Origin of the sequence: Pseudomonas sp. OF001, assembly GCF_904426495.1 — a bacterium.
In the GTDB taxonomy this organism is placed as follows: domain Bacteria; phylum Pseudomonadota; class Gammaproteobacteria; order Pseudomonadales; family Pseudomonadaceae; genus Geopseudomonas.
In genome coordinates this window covers 1-15,640 of record NZ_CAJGBM010000021.1, presented here as the reverse complement: position 1 = coordinate 15,640, position 15,640 = coordinate 1, and the positions used below count along the sequence as shown (strand labels likewise).

Below are 15,640 nucleotides of genomic sequence, written 5' to 3'. Positions count from 1 at the left end.
CGCCCCTCCCCTCGCCATGCCGCCCCGGATGGGCTGGGCTAAGCTCAGCCTGTGAGGACCCGTGGCCACGGCCGCTCCGCCCACGCCACGCCCGGGACAGAAACCGCAGGCCGGCTTCCTGCCCCGCATGCACGGACCGCACTCCCTGACCGCTACCGAAGGGGCGTGCCATGAAGGTCAAGGTTGATGCCTATCCCTGGCTGCTGGGTGCCATGATCGTGGGGGCCGCCCTTGTCGCCGGCGGCCAGGCCCGGAGCGCGGCCAGCGGTCCGCTCGCACAAGGGTGTACCGGCGACCATGTCCACCACTGCCCGCTGCCACCGAACATCGGCATCTGGCCCAGCCTGTTGCCCTGAAACCTCATGGGCGCGGCGAAGACCGCCTTCGTGCTGGCCGGCGGCGGCAGCCTCGGCGCCGTGCAGGTCGGCATGCTCAAGGCGCTGTGTCGCGCGCGCATTACCCCCGACCTGGTAGTCGGCGCCTCGGTGGGAGCCATCAACGCCGCCTACTATGCCGCCGCACCCGACGAAAGCGGCGTCGCGCAGCTCGAGCGCATCTGGCTGAACCTGCGCCGCAGCGATGTCTTCCCGCTGTCGACCAGCGACACCCTGCTCTGCCTGCTCGGCCGGCGCGACTTTCTGGCGCAGCCCGACCCGCTGCGCGCCCTGATCGCCACGCGCCTGCCCTACCGCAACCTGGAAGACGCCGCGCTGCCCTGCCACGTGGTCGCCACCGATGCGCTGGACGGCCGGGAAGTCATCCTCTCCACCGGCGATGCCGCCGATGCCCTGCTCGCCAGTGCGGCCATCCCGGCAGTGTTTCCCAGCGTGGTCATCGACGGCCGGCCGCTGATGGACGGCGGCATCGCCAGCAACACGCCGATTTCCGCAGCGATCGAACTGGGGGCGACCCGCGTGCTGATCCTGCCCACCGGCACGCCCTGTGCACTGCAGGAGCCGCCCCACGGCGCGCTGGCCATCGCCCTGCACGCCATCAACCTGCTGGCCATGCGCCAGTTGCTGGCCGACGTCGACCGCTTCGCGCAGCGCTGCGAACTGGTCGTGCTGCCGCCCCTGTGCCCGCTGGCCATCAACACCTTCGACTTCTCGCACACCGCCGAACTCATCCAGCGGGCGGAGAAGGCCGCCAGCCACTGGCTGCAGAACGGCATGCAGCGGTTGCAGGGCAAGGATCCGCACTGGCTGCTGGCGCCCCACCGCCATCGGCCGGGGCATGGTTGAGCCACAAAAAATAACCATATCGAATAGATAAATAATTTTTTATTACTTAACAATATTTCATCCACTACCTAGACTGCACGGGTCCACAGCCTCCACGAGGGCCAGCCCATGCGCCGTCACGCCGTCCACTACCTGATCCTGCCTGGCTGGCAGGGCTCCCCCGCCGAACACTGGCAGAGTCACTGGCAGCGCAGCCTGCCGGATGCCAGCCGGGTCGAGCAGGACGACTGGCTGCAGCCGCGGCGCGAGGACTGGGTCGCCAGTCTCGACCGCCACGTGGCGGCAGCGCCCCGGCGGCTGATCCTGATCGCCCACAGCCTGGGCTGCGTGACCCTCGCCCACTGGGCGGCCCAGGCGGCACCGGCGCTGCGCGACAAGGTGCTGGGGGCGCTGCTGGTGGCGCCGGCGGACGTCGAACGCCCCGGCTGCCCCGAGGCGCTGCAGGACTTCGCGCCCATCCCGCGCCAGCTGCTGCCGTTCCCCAGCCTGCTGGTCGGCTCGGACAACGACCCCGCCGCCACCCCGGCACGCGCCCTTGAGCTGGCCCGCCAGTGGGGGGCCGAGCCGGTTCTGCTGGCCGGCGCCGGACACATCAACGTCAAGTCCGGCCACCGCCAGTGGGAGCAGGGTTTCGCCCACCTCTTCCGCCTGCAGAACCTGATCGAACAGCATGCCCGCCGCCTGGCCTGAAGCCCGCGCGGCGGGCCTCCCCTCGTCCTGAACGGCCGGCGCGCACTCCGGCCCGGAGTCCGCCATGCCATCCGACAACCCGCTCGCCCAACCCGTGCTGACCTTCAGCGACGCCGAGCGCAGCCCGCTGAGCATCCGCGCCAAGGCGCTGGTGTTCGTCGACCCGCGCTCCCAGGCGCTGTACCAGGAGGTCGAGCGCCTCGCTCCCGGCGGCCAGCCGCTACTGATCCGCGGCGAAACCGGCACCGGCAAGGAACTGCTGGCCCGCCACATCCACCGCGCCAGCGGCCGGCCCGGCCTGTTCGTCGCCCTCAACTGCGCCAGCCTCAGCCCGCAGCACGCCGAGGCCGAACTGTTCGGCCACGTGCCGGGTGTCCACAACGGCTCCGCGAGCAGCCGCGCCGGCTGGTTCGGCTCGGCGCACGGCGGCACCCTCTATCTGGACGAGATCGGCGATCTGCCGCTGAAGCTGCAGGGGCAGCTGCTGCGCGCCCTGGAAACCCGCGAGGTGCTGCGCGTCGGTGCGCGGGAAGCCAATCCGGTGGACGTGCGCCTGGTGGCCGCCACCAGCTTCGACCTGAGCCGCGCGGCAGCGGTGGGCAAGTTCGACCAGCGCCTGATCGACTACCTGGCCGATGGCAGCCTAGAACTGCCGCCGCTGCGCCAGCGGCCGGGCGACATCCTGCCACTGGCCGGCTACTTCCTCGGCGTGCACGCCCAGCGGCTCGGCCTGCCGGCGCCGACGCTGGGCCTGGCGGCGCAGCAGGTGCTGGAGCGCCACGCCTGGCCCGGCAACACCCGCGAACTGGAAAGCGTCATCCACTTCGCCCTGCTGGTCAGCGACGGCGAGATCGCCCCGCAGCACCTCGAGCTGCAGGCCGGGTGACGAGACCGCAGCCACGCCTGCTGCGTGGATCTGAACAATCGTCCCGAGACGCGCACGGAGCCATCGTGGATGCCCAGGCTGGCTAGGGTTTCCACTGGCACTCCGCGGGACGAGGTCTTGCCCGGATGACTGATGCTGGTCGCCACGCCGGCCAGCGACGGGGCGAACACCGCCAGCGGCTGGCGATCAGGAGGTCGCCGGCCTCCGGCCCGTACTTCATCGTCTATCGTGAAACGGGGGACACCGCGCCGGGCGTTCCGGGCCGGCAAGCAGGACTGTCCGGGCAAGGCTCCCCGCCCTGACGGGCCAGTCAGGGACATCGACTCCGCCATGGTAGCCGGAATGAAGACTGCACCCGACCAGCCGACAGCGCCTGAACGATTCACCAGTGATCCGGCCGACTTCTCGCTGGTTCTCGGCGGCCCGCTGTTCCAATTGTTCCGCCGCGCGCGGCTGTCCGGCGACGCGCTCGAACTGGCGCAGAAACGCATCCTCTTCATCGCGCTGCTGGCCTGGCTGCCGCTGCTGCTGCTCTCGGCGCTCGAGGGACGACTGCTGGGCGGCGGGGTGGCCATCCCCTTTCTGATGGACTTCGACGTGCATATCCGCTTCCTGGTGGCGATGCCGTTGCTGATCGGCGCCGAGCTGATCGTCCATCAGCGTATCCGTCCGGTAGTCAGGCAGTTCCTCGAGCGCCGGCTGGTCCCCGAGGCTGCGACGACGAGATTCGAGGCCGCCATTGCCTCCGCCATGCGCCTGCGCAACTCGGTGATCGCCGAGGTGCTGCTCATCGCCTTCGTCTACGGGGTTGGCGTGCTGGTGGTATGGCGCAGCTCCGCCGTCCTCGATACCGCCACCTGGTATACGGTGCCGACCGCTTCGGGATTCGATCTGTCACTGGCCGGGATCTGGTACGGCTACGTGAGCGTGCCGATCTTCCAGTTCCTGCTGATCCGCTGGTTCTTCCGCCTGTTCATCTGGATGCGCTTTCTCTGGCAGGTATCGCGCATCGAGCTGAACCTGGTACCCACCCATCCGGACCGGGTCGGCGGCCTGGGCTTCCTCGCCAACTCGGCCTACGCCTTCATGCCGCTGGCGCTGGCGCACGGCGCGCTGCTGGCCGGGATGCTGGCCAACCGGATCTTCTACGTCGGCGCCAGGCTGCCGGCTTTCAAGGCCGAGATCGCCATGGTGGTGATCTTCGTCGAATGCCTGGTCATTGCCCCGCTATTCGTCTTCTCGGCGCAACTGGCCAACGCCAAGCGCATCGGCCTGCGCGAATACGGCGGTCTGGCGATGAACTACGTGCGCGACTTCGACAGCAAATGGCTGCGCGGTGGCGCCCCGGCCGACGAGCCGCTGGTGGGCAGCGGCGATATCCAGTCGCTTGCCGATCTCGGCAACAGCTTTGCAGTGGTGCAGGAGATGCGCATCGCCCCGGTCACCAGGGATGTCTTCATGCGCCTCGCGTTTGCGACGCTGTTGCCGGTGGTGCCGCTGCTGCTCACCGTCATGCCGCTCGAAGAACTGCTGAAGAAGCTGGTGGGCATAGTTCTCTAGTGACCCAGCAGGCGCGCGGTGACTGCCAGGTTGGCCTGGCGCACCGCCTCGACGAAGCCCTGCCAGGGCCGGTCGGTGATCGCCACCAGGCCCAGGTGGCCGTTCTCGCCGTCGAGCAGGCGCCCGGTCACCGGCTGGTCCAGGTACTGGAACCAGTGCAGGCCGACGATGCTCGGCTCGGCCAGCGCCCGCTCCAGGTAGTGCGCATAGGCCGGACCGCGCTGCTCCTCGACCCAGACCTCCTGCATGCCGCCCCAGAACGGCCCGCGGTCGCGCGAGCCGAAGTGGAACTCGGTGACCAGCAGTGGCTTGTCGAGCGCGCGCAGCATGGCGAAGTCGTAGCCGTGCTGCGGCTCGCGGGTATAGAAGTTGAAGCTCAGCACGTCGCAGTACTGCGCGCAGGAGGCCACCGCCTCCGGCGTGGTGCCGGCGAAACGCCCGCCCAGCAACAGATGGTTGGGCGCCTGCGCCTCGAGCGCCGCGGCGACGGTGCGGAAGTAGCGGTCGGCGTACAGGCGCTGGAAGCGCTGCAGATCCTCCGCGATGGCCGGACGGCCCTCCTGCGGCAGCGGCGCCTGGAAGCCGGCCCCCTCCAGAGCGCCCCAGTCCGCCAGCGCGATGCCCCAGGCCTCCGCCAGTTGCCGGGCGCTGGCGTACTGGCCGCGCAACTGCTCGACGAAGGCGCGCTTGGCCGGCGACTCCGGACCGAGGCGCAGGGTGCCCAGCGCCAGCGCGTAGCGCGCCCGCAGCGGATCGCCGCTGCCGACCCAGGCCAGTTCGTTGTCGGCGAAGTAGCCGATCAGCCAGGGATCGTCGCGATGGCCACGGCTGGCGACCTGCACGGCACGCTCGGCAGCCGCGGCGAAGCGCGGATCAAACGGATCGGGCATGCCGCCCCACAGGTCGAGGCCGGTGCTGACCACCGCGTAGTCGCCGCTGATCAGCAGTGGCAGGGTGTAGGGCACCCGGCGGGCCTCCACCAGGGCGGCATCGCTCCAGTTGCCGATGGTGTTGAAACCCCAAGCCTGCAGGCGGTCGAGGGTGTGCGTCGTCCAGCGCCGGGCGTCGAAGACGCTGCAGTCCTCGGCGCCGGTGGGCGCCGCGCTGCGACAGTGCGGCCCGGCATAGCTGCGTTGCAGGTTGGCGCGGTAGAAGTCGAACCAGCGCCCGTGGGCGAAGCCGAGGTCGCGGCTGGCGCCGGTGCCGCGCCGGCTGTCGTCGCTGCCGTACCAGCCGGCCAGGGCGCTGCCGGCCGCCGGCAGGTCGGCGAACATGGCCTCGCGGCCCTCGACGTAGGTCGCGCTCTGCGCCGCGCTGAGCGCATTGACGCCGAGCGAATAGAACGGATGCCCCTCCGGAGTGACCAGGAACCAGCGGCCGTCGCGCTTCTCGGTGCGGAAGAAGCCGCTGGCGACGAAGCTGGGGCCGTCCAGCAGGCCGCCGTAGCGATCCTGGCGGGGGCGCCCGGCCAGCCAGCCCTGCAACTGGATGCGTTCGGCGGCGGCCGCTTCGCGCAGCTGGGCGTCGTTGTCGACCTTCCCGGGCCACTGGCCGCGGCTGAACTGGCCGTAGCCGTCGACGAGGCCGGCATAGCCCGCCTGCTGGAGATCGCTCCCGGCGCGCACGCCGAACTGGCCGAGCAGCAGGCTCTGCGGCGCCTGCGGATGATCCAGCGACAGCGTCACCGCCACCACCCGGCTGCGCTCGAGCTGGCCGCCCACCTGCGTGGCCAGCAGGATGCGCTGGCCGCCGTGCTCCCATGGCATCGGCGGCGCGGCGCGCATCCCCTGCTGGCGCGGCGAGCGGGCCTGCAGCGGCACCAGCAGCTCCTGGGCCGGCCCGGCCGGCAGGGCGATGCGACTGACCAGCGCCCGGCCGTCGGCGCTTTCGATCTTCACGTCGAGGGTCAGCGCCCAGTCCATCGCGTTCTGCAGGCGCAGACTCATCGCGCTGGCCTGCGACCAGTCCCAGCTCCCCGCCTGCGGCGCCAGGCGCACACTCGCCACCTCGCCCGCGGCGAAGGTCAGCCGGCGCAGCGCCTCGCCCTGCGCCGTGACCTCGGCGGCGGGGGCCGGCAGAGCGGCATTGTGGGTAGCGAGCTGCACCGCCTCATCGGGGCTGACGAAGTCGAACAGGGGCTGGCGCTCGGCCTGCCCGGCGAACAGCGGAGCGGCGATCAGCAACGACAGCAGGGCGGGCACGAAGGGGCGAAGCATCGGGCGGATTCTCCATGGGCCCGCGAAGCACGTTGCGACGGGCTGGCTGGCGCAGTAAACCACGCCGCGGCCGGTCGACTACAGGTCGCTGCCGCCGACGCGCACCTGGCCGGGGAGTCTCCGCCGCGGGCGAAGGCCCGGAAAAATCCGCAACGGGTTACCAAAGTCAGGCCATCGAATTATAAGGGTAGGTTTTCAATCAACGGATAGTAAGGATCCAGGAGCCATGACCGACAATTCCCGCGTCGCCACCCATGCCATCGACCCGCAGTTCATCGAGCGCTGGTCGCCGCGCGCCTTCACCGGCGAGAACATCCCCGAAACCACCCTGCTCGGCTTCATCGAGGCCGCGCGCTGGGCGCCCTCGGCCTACAACTCGCAGCCCTGGCGCTTCCTCTACGCCCGCCGCGACAGCGCCGACTGGCCGCGCTACCTGAGCCTGCTGGTCGAGTTCAACCGCGGCTGGGCGCAGCACGCCTCGGCGCTGCTGGTGATCGTCTCGAAGACCAGCTTCGTGGCGCCGGGCAAGAGCGAGGAACAGCCCGCCCCCTCGCACGCCTTCGACACCGGCGCCGCCTGGGGCTTCTTCGCCCTGCAGGCGCACCTGGCCGGCTGGCACACCCACGCCATGACCGGCTTCGACAAGGAACTGGCGCGCCGCGAGCTGAAGATCCCGGACGGCTACGAGGTCCATGCCATGGTCGCCGTCGGCAAGCGCGGCGACACCGCCAGCCTGCCCGAACCGCTGCAGGCCCGCGAAACCCCCAGCCCGCGCCTGGCGCTGGAAGCCATCGCCGCGGAAGGCGAATTCAGCCTGTAAGCCCGCCAGAAACGCGATGGACGAAGACACCGCAAGGTGCTTCGCCCATCGTTGGCTTGCCCTGCCGGCCGTGCAGGCCGGGGGGACTGGCTCAGAACGCCAGCTTGTAGCCGATCAGGGACAGCATGATCGCCAGGCACGGACGCAGGAGATGCTCGGGAATTCGCCCGGTCAGATGGCTGCCGATATAAATGCCCGGCAGCGAGCCGACCAGCAGGTAGCCCAGCAACTGCCAGTCGATGCTGCCCATGCCGGCATGGCCCAGGCCGGCGACCAGGGTCAGGGGCACCGCGTGAGCGATTTCCGTGCCGACCAGGCGGCGGGTGGGCAGGAACGGGTAGAGCATGAACAGGGCGACCGTGCCCAGCGCGCCGGCGCCGATCGAGGTCAACGTCACCATCACGCCGAGGATCACGCCGGTGACGACCGTCAGCGCATTCAGCGTCGGCGGGCTGAGCTGGTAGTGGTCGCCGGCATGCCGGCTGGCGAAGGCCAGCAGCTGCTTCTTGAACAGGATCGCCAGCGCGGTCAGCAGCAGGACGAAGCCCAGCGCCTGCTTGATCAGCGCATTCAGGGCCTGCGGGTCGGCATGCAGGTTGTGCAGGAACAGCAGCGTCAGCGCCGCGGCCGGCACGCTGCCGAGCGCCAGCCAGCCAGTGATGGCCCAGTCGATGTTCCTGTTCTTGCCGTGCACCAGCACGCCGCTGGACTTGGTGATCGCCGCGTACAGCAGGTCGGTGCCCACCGCGGTAGCCGGATTGATGCCGAACCACAGCAGGATGGGCGTCATCAGCGAACCGCCGCCAACGCCGGTCATGCCGACGATGAAGCCGACCGCCAGGCCTGCAAACACGAAACCGAAAATCGCCGAATCCATCATCACCCCTGCAGAGCGAACTCAAGCCCATCGCAAATTGCGCGGGAGAATAACGGCTTTTTGTCATAAGCGTTTAGAACGATGAGACCTGTAGTTATAACCGGGCTCGGCAAACCGTGCCCGGGGACTCGCCCTCGGCCACGCCTTCCGTAGCGGTCGTCGACACGCTCGCGAAACAAGATCACACATATCCTGCAGGGAATTGCCGGATTGCCAGGCTTATCCTGCCCACGACGGACCTCGGAACAGGACGGATCAATGACCGATCACCCGACCCCATCCCCCCAGGAAGCCGCGCAACCTGCCTGGCATGCCCTGTCGCGAGCGCAGATCGAGCAGGCCCTGCAGACCGGCCTCGCCGGCCTGTCGGAGGACGAGGCCCGGCGGCGCCTGGCGCACCACGGGCCCAACCGGCTGGCGCCACCGAAGAAGCGCGGCCCGCTGCTGCGCCTGCTGCTGCAGTTCCACAACATCCTGCTGTACGTGATGCTCGCCGCCGCCGTGATCACCGCCATCCTCGGCCATTGGGTCGACACCGGCGTGCTGCTGCTGGCGGTGCTGGTCAACGCCATCATCGGCTTCATCCAGGAAGGCAAGGCGGAATCGGCGCTGGACGCCATCCGCGCCATGCTCTCGCCGCACGCCACCGTGGTCCGCAACGGCCAGCGCCGCGAGATCGACGCCGCCGACCTGGTCCCCGGCGACCTGGTGCTGCTCGCCTCGGGCGACCGCGTGCCGGCCGACCTGCGCCTGGTCGAGGTCAAGGAACTGCGCGTCGAGGAGGCCGCGCTGACCGGCGAGTCGCTGCCGGTCGAGAAGAGCGCCGCCAGCGTGGCCGCCGACGCCCCGCTGGGCGACCGCCACGGCATGGCCTGGTCGGGCACCCTGGTAGTCTACGGACAGGCCAGCGGCCTGGTGGTGGGCACCGGCGCGGCCACCGAACTCGGCAAGATCAACCAGATGCTCTCCGCCATCCGCAATCTGAGCACGCCGCTGCTGCGCCAGGTCGACCGCTTCGGCCGCATGCTGGCGCTGGCCATCCTGGCGCTGTCGGCCGCCACCTTCGTGCTCGGCACCCTGTGGCGCGGCCATGCGCCGGCGGAAATGTTCATGATGGTCGTCGCCCTCGCCGCCTCGGCGATCCCCGAGGGCCTGCCGGCGATCATGACCGTCACCCTCGCCCTCGGCGTGCAGCGCATGGCCCGGCGCAACGCCATCGTCCGCCGCCTGCCGGCGGTGGAGGCGCTGGGCTCGGTCACCACCATCTGCTCGGACAAGACCGGCACCCTGACCCGCAACGAGATGACCGTGCAGCGCGTGGTCTGCGCCGGCCACGTGTTCGCCGTCGGCGGCGTGGGCTATGCGCCGGTGGGCGACCTGAGCCTCGACGGGCGCATCGTCGAGGCCGCGCACTATCCGCCGCTGGCCATGGCGATCCGCGCCGGCGTGCTGTGCAACGACGCCCGCCTGCGCGAGGAAGACCAGCTGTGGCGCGTGGAGGGCGATCCCACCGAAGGCGCCCTGCTGGTGCTCGGCGGCAAGACCGGCTTCACCCAGCAGCTGGGCGAGGAAGCCTGGCCGCGCCTCGACTCGATTCCCTTCGAGTCGCAGCACCGCTTCATGGCCACCTACCACCGCGACGGCGACGACGAGCCATGGCTGTTCGTCAAGGGCGCGCCGGAGCGGGTGCTCGACATGTGCGTGGCGCAGCTCGACCTCGACGGCGAGCGGCCGCTGGAGGTCGACTACTGGCGGCGCATGGCCACCGACACCGCGGCCCAGGGCCTGCGCCTGCTCGCCCTGGCCTGCAAGCGCGCCGCCCCGCAGCGCGAGCGGCTGGCGTTCGCCGACACCGAGTCCGGCTTCGTGCTGCTGGCCCTGGTCGGCATCATCGACCCGCCGCGCGAGGAGGCCATGCGCGCCGTCGCCGACTGCCACCTGGCCGGCATCCGCGTGAAGATGATCACCGGCGACCATGCCGAGACCGCCCGCGCCATCGGCGCGCAGCTGGCCATCGGCGTGGGCAAGCCGGCGCTCACCGGCGCCGAGGTGGCGCTGATGGACGATGCCGCCCTGCGCCGGGTGGCGATGGAAGTGGACGTGTTCGCCCGCGCCAGCCCCGAGCACAAGCTGCGCCTGGTACAGGCGCTGCAGGACGACGGCCAGGTGGTGGCGATGACCGGCGACGGCGTCAACGACGCCCCGGCGCTCAAGCGCGCCGACGTCGGCGTGGCGATGGGCCTCAAGGGCACCGAGGCGGCCAAGGAGGCCGCCGACATGGTGCTGGCCGACGACAACTTCGCCACCATCGCCAGCGCGGTTCGCGAGGGCCGCGCGGTCTACGACAACATCAGGAAGTTCATCCTGTTCATGCTGCCCACCAACGGCGGCGAGGCGCTGGTGGTGATCGCCGCCATCCTCTTCGAGCTGGCCCTGCCGCTCACCCCCGCGCAGGTGCTGTGGATCAACATGGTCACCTCCAGCACCCTGGGCCTGGCACTGGCCTTCGAGCCGGCCGAGCGCGGCATCATGCGCCGCCGCCCGCGGCCGGTGGGCGAGGCACTGCTGTCGGGCTTCTTCGTCTGGCGGGTGCTGATGGTCTCGGTGCTGATGATGACCGGCGCGCTCGGCCTGTTCCTCTGGGAGCTGGCCGCCGGCACCAGCCTGGAGACGGCGCGGACCATGGCGGTCAACGCGGTGGTGGTGGCGGAGATGTTCTACCTGCTCAACAGCCGCTTCATCTTCGCCCCGGTGCTCGGCCGCGGCGGCCTGCTCGGCAACCGCTACGTGCTGCTGGCCATCGCCGCCTGCATCCCCTTGCAACTGGCCTTCACCTACGCGCCGTTCATGCAGGGGATCTTCGGCTCGGCCGGGCTGACCCCGCTGGAGTGGCTCAAGGTGCTGGGCGCCGGCCTGCTGGTGTTCTGCGTGGCCGAGCTGGAGAAGCTGGTGATCCGCCGCACGGCGCTGGCGACGCGCCTGCACCCCGCGGCCTGACGATTGTTGGCGGCGCAGCGTTACCAGGCCAATACGCCGGAACGCCTGACCCGCCTGCAACGCTGGGCGGTGGAAACCGCCGCGCGGATCGGCCATACAGGTCGATGACCACCGCCAGATACAGCCAACCTTCCTCGGTGTGCAGGTAAGGGTGAGTAGACCAGGGGAATTTCACCCCCAGCCCCTCGCAGAACCGGACGTGAGCCTCTCGACTCATCCGGCTCCCATCATCCAGCCGAAGGAGCATATCCCAGCTCCCAATGTACGAAAGCCCGAGGCCATGCGGCAGCCAACCGCCCAAGCATTGCCCTGGCCCGTCGTTTATGACGAGCCAGGGACTTGTGCTTGCGCATTAGCCACCGCGCCAGATAAGCGTTCAGGTGTTTCCAGACATCGGCCATTGCCGAGCCATAGAAGCGTCCGTAATAGTTCAACCAGCCACGCAAGACTGGATTGAACCGGCGAGACAGGTCGCCGAGTTGTCGGTCGCACTGAAGCTGGAGATGCCAGCCCCGGATAGTCTGCCGCATTGCCCGCAGGGCATCGCGGCTGACTGCCGGAGCAAAGTTCACATAGACCCGGCCATGCTTGTCCACCGCCTTGCGCGGACGGAACGTGTAGCCAAGAAACGTGAACTGGATGACCGGATGGTCGTCCGGACGATTGATACCCCGACAGTAGACGATCCGCGTCTTGTCCGGATGCAGCTCCAGCCCACACTCACCGAACCGGGCGGCCAGTCGGCGCAAGACATATTCCGCCTGCGCCTGGCTTTTACAGTGGATCACCCCGTCATCGGCGTAGCGGCAGAAACGTACGCTGCGCAGATGCTCGGTCACCCAGCGGTCGAAGGCATAGTGCATGAACAGGTTGGCCAGCAGCGGGCTGATGACGCCACCTTGCGGCGTGCCTCGTGTCCGCTCTACCCGCTGTCCATCCGCCATTTCCATCGGTGCCTTGAGCCAGCGCTCGATATACAGCAGCACCCATGGATTCTGACAGTGCTTTCGGACCGCCCGCATCAGCAACTCATGGTCGATGTTGTCGAACAGTCCCTTGATGTCGAACTCGATGACCCAGTCGTATTCCCAACACCGCTGCCGCACCATCGCCACCGCATCGAGCGCAGAACGCCCTGGGCGGTAGCCGTAGGAGTTGCGGTGAAAGATCGGCTCCAGGATCGGTTCCAATACACCCTTGACCACGGCTTGCGCCACCCGGTCCGCCACGGTGGGCACTCCGAGCAGGCGCACACCCCCTGCTTTCTTCGGAATCGGCACGCCTTTCACCGGCGGCGGAAGGTAGCTGCCGGAACATAACCGGTTCCAAACGACATACAGGTTATCGCCCAGCCGACGTTCGAACTGCTCGATCGACTCCTGATCGACGCCAGCTGAACCTCTGTTGGCCCTGACACGCTGATACGCTTCCCAGATCCATGCCTTGGGAATTTCATACGGCTTTGTCATGCGAATGGGCTCCTCCTGCTCACGCAGTTGGCGCATTCGAATGACTGGATGATGCGGCCCCTTCGCTCCCTCGCCATTACAGCGACTTCATCACTACTACGAGCCGCTCCGCCCCTTGGTGGCGCATCGGTACTGTCGGCCTCGCCTTGCGGGCTTGCGCCTTTCCCTTGCCATCGCCACCGAAGGTTCCCGCAGTTCAACGCAAGAGCCCGAACCCGGCTCGCGCTGCCTCTATGCCGGACACCGCTGGGCCCGTAAGCAAGTTTCGTCCCAGCCTCTCCCGGAGCAACATCACTCCCCGGTTTCGATGTCATCTGAGTAGTCTCGACACTTGAACGGCAGTTCACGGTTGTTCGCCTTCCGGGTTCACACCTGACGCCTTTGGGCGCCTTTTCCGCAACGCTCACGACCGAGGCTTTTGACCCAAGCCGCTTGCGGTGGTTTGCCACCCGCTCCTGCAAGCTGATGGCGAGGGGCCATACCCTCATCTCTTACGCCGCTTGCTGCGGCACACTGATGTCGCCCACCCATTTCTGATTCGGTGCCAATGCAGTGAAATCCTGCTTGAACAGGTTCTCTGCCACCGGCAGCGAGTGGCGGGAGTTGGTGGTGGCCTTGAACTTCTTGGCGGCCCTGGCACGCAGTCCTTGCCGTTGCATCGAAGCGGCAACTGTCTTGCGATTGCAGGGCAGCCCGGCGTCTCGCAGGTCGTGGCACAGCCGTGGAGCCCCGCTGCGCCCGTTGCGTGCGCTGTATGCCTGCGCGACCTGCCGATCCAGCTCAATCCTCCGCTGGTGGCGCATCGACGTCTTGCGTGAGCACCAAGCGTAGAAGCCACTGCGGGCCACGCCCAGCACGCGGCACATGGTTTTCACCGGGAACAGCAAGGCGTGCGCTCTCATGAAGGCGTACTTCACTTGAGGCTCTTGGCAAAGTACGCGGCGACCTTTTTTACGATGGCCAGCTCCTCGGCTTGTTCGGCCAACAGCCGCTTGAGCCGGGCGTTCTCGTCGGCCAGTGACTGCTCACGCTCGCTGCTGGTCTGGCTCTGCTGCTTCTTGCTGCGCCAACCGTAGAGCTGGGAAGCATGGAGGCCGAGTTGTTCGGCAGCCTTACTGACGCCGATTCGTTCGGCCAACGCCAGTGCTTCGTCCTTGTAGGCCTGGGAATGGCGGGTGCGGGTCTGTTTCATCGGGGTTGTTGGTCTTGCCATGGTTCACCTCGTTGCAGTTTATCGCTTAACGGGGTGTCCACTGCGGCTGGGCAAGATCAACCCTCTGTGGTGCCGGCTACGGCATCAAGAGCGACGAGCGCAGTAATAGCCGCAACGGCTACTGCGACCGCCTATGGCAAACCCGCGCCGGCGACGTCGAGCTGCGCACTCCCAAGCTGCGCCAGGGCAGCTACTTTCCGCCCTTCCTGGAGCCCCGGCGCACCGCCGAGAAGGCGTTGGCGGCGGTAATTCAGGAGGCCTACGTGCAAGGCGTCTCGACCCGCTCGGTCGATGAGCTGGTGCAGGCCATGGGCATGAGCGGCATCTCCAAGAGCCAGGTGTCACGCCTGGCGGCGGAGATCGATGACCGTGTGCACGCGTTTCTCGACCGGCCCATCGAGGGCGACTGGCCCTACCTATGGATCGACGCCACCTACGTCAAGGTGCGGGAGGCCGGGCGGATCGTCTCGGTCGCCGTGATAATCGCCGTGGCAGTGAACACTGACGGTGTGCGCGAAGTGCTGGGCATGCGGGTGGGACCATCGGAGGCCGAGCCCTTCTGGACGGAGTTCCTGCGCAGCCTGATGCGTCGCGGCCTGCGGGGCGTGAAGCTGGTGATCTCGGATGCCCATGAGGGGCTAAAGGCCGCCGTGTCCCGGGTACTGAAAGCGACTTGGCAGCGCTGCCGGGTGCACTTCATGCGCAACGCCCTGGCGCATGTCGGCAAGGGCCAGCGCACCATGGTGGCGGCCCTGCTGCGCACGGTGTTCGCCCAGGACAATGAGGCCGAGGCGCGGCGCCAATGGCGGGCGGTGGCCGATCAGTTGCGCGAGCGTTTCCCGAAGATCGCCCAGTTGATGGACGGCTGCGAAGACGAGGTGCTGGCCCATATGGGGTTTCCCAAGGCACACCGACAGCAGATCCACAGCACCAACCCGTTGGAGCGCCTGAACGCCGAGATCAAGCGGCGCACCGACGTGGTGGGTATCTTCCCCAACGACGCGGCCATCGTCCGGCTGGTCGGGGCAATGCTGCTGGAACAGAACGACGAATGGAGTCTGCAACGGCGCTACATGCAGCTTGAGGGGCTGCAATCGCTCAGTGACAATCAATCTGCTCGGCTGTCCGCTGTGATCAGCAGAGTCCCCCGCAGACTCGACTGCCAGAGCCACGGGCAGTTACACCACTTCCCGGGACACAATCCTCCAGAACAATCGGGAGCACAGCATCGGCGGGTGTGCAGCTTATTGGCAGATGGGGTTTATGAAGCGCTTACGACTCTTGATCCCTCGGCTGCTGAAAATTTTCCGCTCCGAAAAGACGAAACCCCGACCAGCGTGGCTGATCGGGGTTTCTGTATAGGTGCTTGACGATGACCTACTCTCACATGGGGAAGCCCCACACTACCATCGGCGATGCGTCGTTTCACTGCTGAGTTCGGGATGGGATCAGGTGGTTCCAACGCTCTATGGTCGTCAAGCAATTCGGTTGGGGCATCGCCGTGGCGCTACCCCGAATTGGGCAAGTGATAGTGTATCAGATTTGGTAATTTGCGGTTCTGCAAGCTTTCGGCCTGTCGCACCCACTGTGATCCTGGGATCGCAGATTGTTTGGGTGTTATATGGTCAAGCCTCACGGGCAATTAGTACTGGTTAGCTCAACGCCTCACAA

Annotated in this window: 10 protein-coding genes, 1 rRNA gene and 2 pseudogenes; 8 read left to right on the top strand and 5 right to left on the bottom strand. The window is 67.8% G+C overall.

The features are described from left to right. Positions 1-170: 170 nt before the first annotated feature. The 5 genes from RA210_RS12955 (at position 171) to RA210_RS12935 (ending at position 4,377) form a co-directional block, all read left to right on the top strand. A complete protein-coding gene (locus RA210_RS12955; RefSeq protein WP_201486721.1) occupies positions 171-356 on the top strand; it encodes a hypothetical protein in 186 nt (61 codons plus the stop codon). Positions 357-362: 6 nt separating this feature from the next. Then, positions 363-1,241 (top strand): patatin-like phospholipase family protein, encoded by an 879-nt coding sequence (locus tag RA210_RS12950; protein WP_201486720.1) that lies wholly within the window; start codon positions 363-365, stop codon positions 1,239-1,241. 108 nt (positions 1,242-1,349) lie between these two features. Continuing rightward, a complete protein-coding gene (locus tag RA210_RS12945) occupies positions 1,350-1,931 on the top strand; it encodes an alpha/beta hydrolase (protein WP_201486719.1) in 582 nt (193 codons plus the stop codon). Between the two features lie 64 nt (positions 1,932-1,995). Next, positions 1,996-2,817 (top strand): sigma 54-interacting transcriptional regulator, encoded by an 822-nt coding sequence (locus RA210_RS12940; RefSeq protein WP_201486718.1) that lies wholly within the window; start codon positions 1,996-1,998, stop codon positions 2,815-2,817. A gap of 132 nt (positions 2,818-2,949) precedes the next feature. Continuing rightward, complete coding sequence (locus RA210_RS12935; protein WP_201486717.1) at positions 2,950-4,377, top strand: hypothetical protein; 1,428 nt, start codon at positions 2,950-2,952, stop codon at positions 4,375-4,377. Here RA210_RS12935 and RA210_RS12930 read toward each other — a convergent pair. Then, positions 4,374-6,593, bottom strand: a complete 2,220-nt coding sequence (locus RA210_RS12930) for a beta-agarase (protein WP_201486716.1) — start codon at positions 6,591-6,593, stop codon at positions 4,374-4,376. The two genes, RA210_RS12935 and RA210_RS12930, sit on opposite strands and share 4 nt — an antisense overlap. 226 nt (positions 6,594-6,819) lie before the next feature. On the opposite strand from RA210_RS12930, the gene RA210_RS12925 reads away from it, so the two are divergent. Further along, positions 6,820-7,413, top strand: coding sequence for a nitroreductase family protein (locus RA210_RS12925; RefSeq protein WP_201486715.1), 594 nt, complete (start codon positions 6,820-6,822; stop codon positions 7,411-7,413). A 91-nt stretch (positions 7,414-7,504) separates the two neighbouring features. Here RA210_RS12925 and RA210_RS12920 read toward each other — a convergent pair whose 3' ends face one another. Continuing rightward, positions 7,505-8,290, bottom strand: coding sequence for a sulfite exporter TauE/SafE family protein (locus RA210_RS12920; protein WP_136488059.1), 786 nt, complete (start codon positions 8,288-8,290; stop codon positions 7,505-7,507). Between the two features lie 258 nt (positions 8,291-8,548). Between RA210_RS12920 and RA210_RS12915 the strand changes: the two genes are divergently transcribed. Next, the gene (locus tag RA210_RS12915; protein ID WP_201486714.1) at positions 8,549-11,287 is read left to right on the top strand and encodes a cation-transporting P-type ATPase; all 2,739 of its coding nucleotides are present in this window, start codon (positions 8,549-8,551) and stop codon (positions 11,285-11,287) included. Between the two features lie 227 nt (positions 11,288-11,514). On the opposite strand, the gene ltrA is transcribed toward RA210_RS12915, so the two are convergent. Beyond that, positions 11,515-12,756, bottom strand: a complete 1,242-nt coding sequence (gene ltrA, locus RA210_RS12910) for a group II intron reverse transcriptase/maturase (protein WP_136488057.1) — start codon at positions 12,754-12,756, stop codon at positions 11,515-11,517. 512 nt (positions 12,757-13,268) lie between these two features. Further along, positions 13,269-13,969: pseudogene (locus tag RA210_RS12905) on the bottom strand (IS3 family transposase); the annotation flags it as partial. Positions 13,970-14,037: 68 nt separating this feature from the next. Between RA210_RS12905 and RA210_RS12900 the strand changes: the two are divergent. Further along, a pseudogene (locus RA210_RS12900) lies at positions 14,038-15,102 on the top strand (IS256 family transposase); the annotation flags it as partial. Between the two features lie 231 nt (positions 15,103-15,333). Here the strand turns inward: RA210_RS12900 and rrf are convergent. After that, positions 15,334-15,449 (bottom strand): 5S ribosomal RNA (gene rrf / locus RA210_RS12895). Positions 15,450-15,640: the final 191 nt, after the last annotated feature.

Coding starts and splice junctions, on each gene's coding strand:
- RA210_RS12955 (WP_201486721.1), top strand. CDS start 171: ATGAAGGTCAAGGTTGATGCCTATCCCTGGCTGCTGGGTGCCATGATC.
- RA210_RS12950 (WP_201486720.1), top strand. CDS start 363: ATGGGCGCGGCGAAGACCGCCTTCGTGCTGGCCGGCGGCGGCAGCCTC.
- RA210_RS12945 (WP_201486719.1), top strand. CDS start 1,350: ATGCGCCGTCACGCCGTCCACTACCTGATCCTGCCTGGCTGGCAGGGC.
- RA210_RS12940 (WP_201486718.1), top strand. CDS start 1,996: ATGCCATCCGACAACCCGCTCGCCCAACCCGTGCTGACCTTCAGCGAC.
- RA210_RS12935 (WP_201486717.1), top strand. CDS start 2,950: ATGCTGGTCGCCACGCCGGCCAGCGACGGGGCGAACACCGCCAGCGGC.
- RA210_RS12930 (WP_201486716.1), bottom strand. CDS start 6,593: ATGCTTCGCCCCTTCGTGCCCGCCCTGCTGTCGTTGCTGATCGCCGCT.
- RA210_RS12925 (WP_201486715.1), top strand. CDS start 6,820: ATGACCGACAATTCCCGCGTCGCCACCCATGCCATCGACCCGCAGTTC.
- RA210_RS12920 (WP_136488059.1), bottom strand. CDS start 8,290: ATGGATTCGGCGATTTTCGGTTTCGTGTTTGCAGGCCTGGCGGTCGGC.
- RA210_RS12915 (WP_201486714.1), top strand. CDS start 8,549: ATGACCGATCACCCGACCCCATCCCCCCAGGAAGCCGCGCAACCTGCC.
- ltrA (WP_136488057.1), bottom strand. CDS start 12,756: ATGACAAAGCCGTATGAAATTCCCAAGGCATGGATCTGGGAAGCGTAT.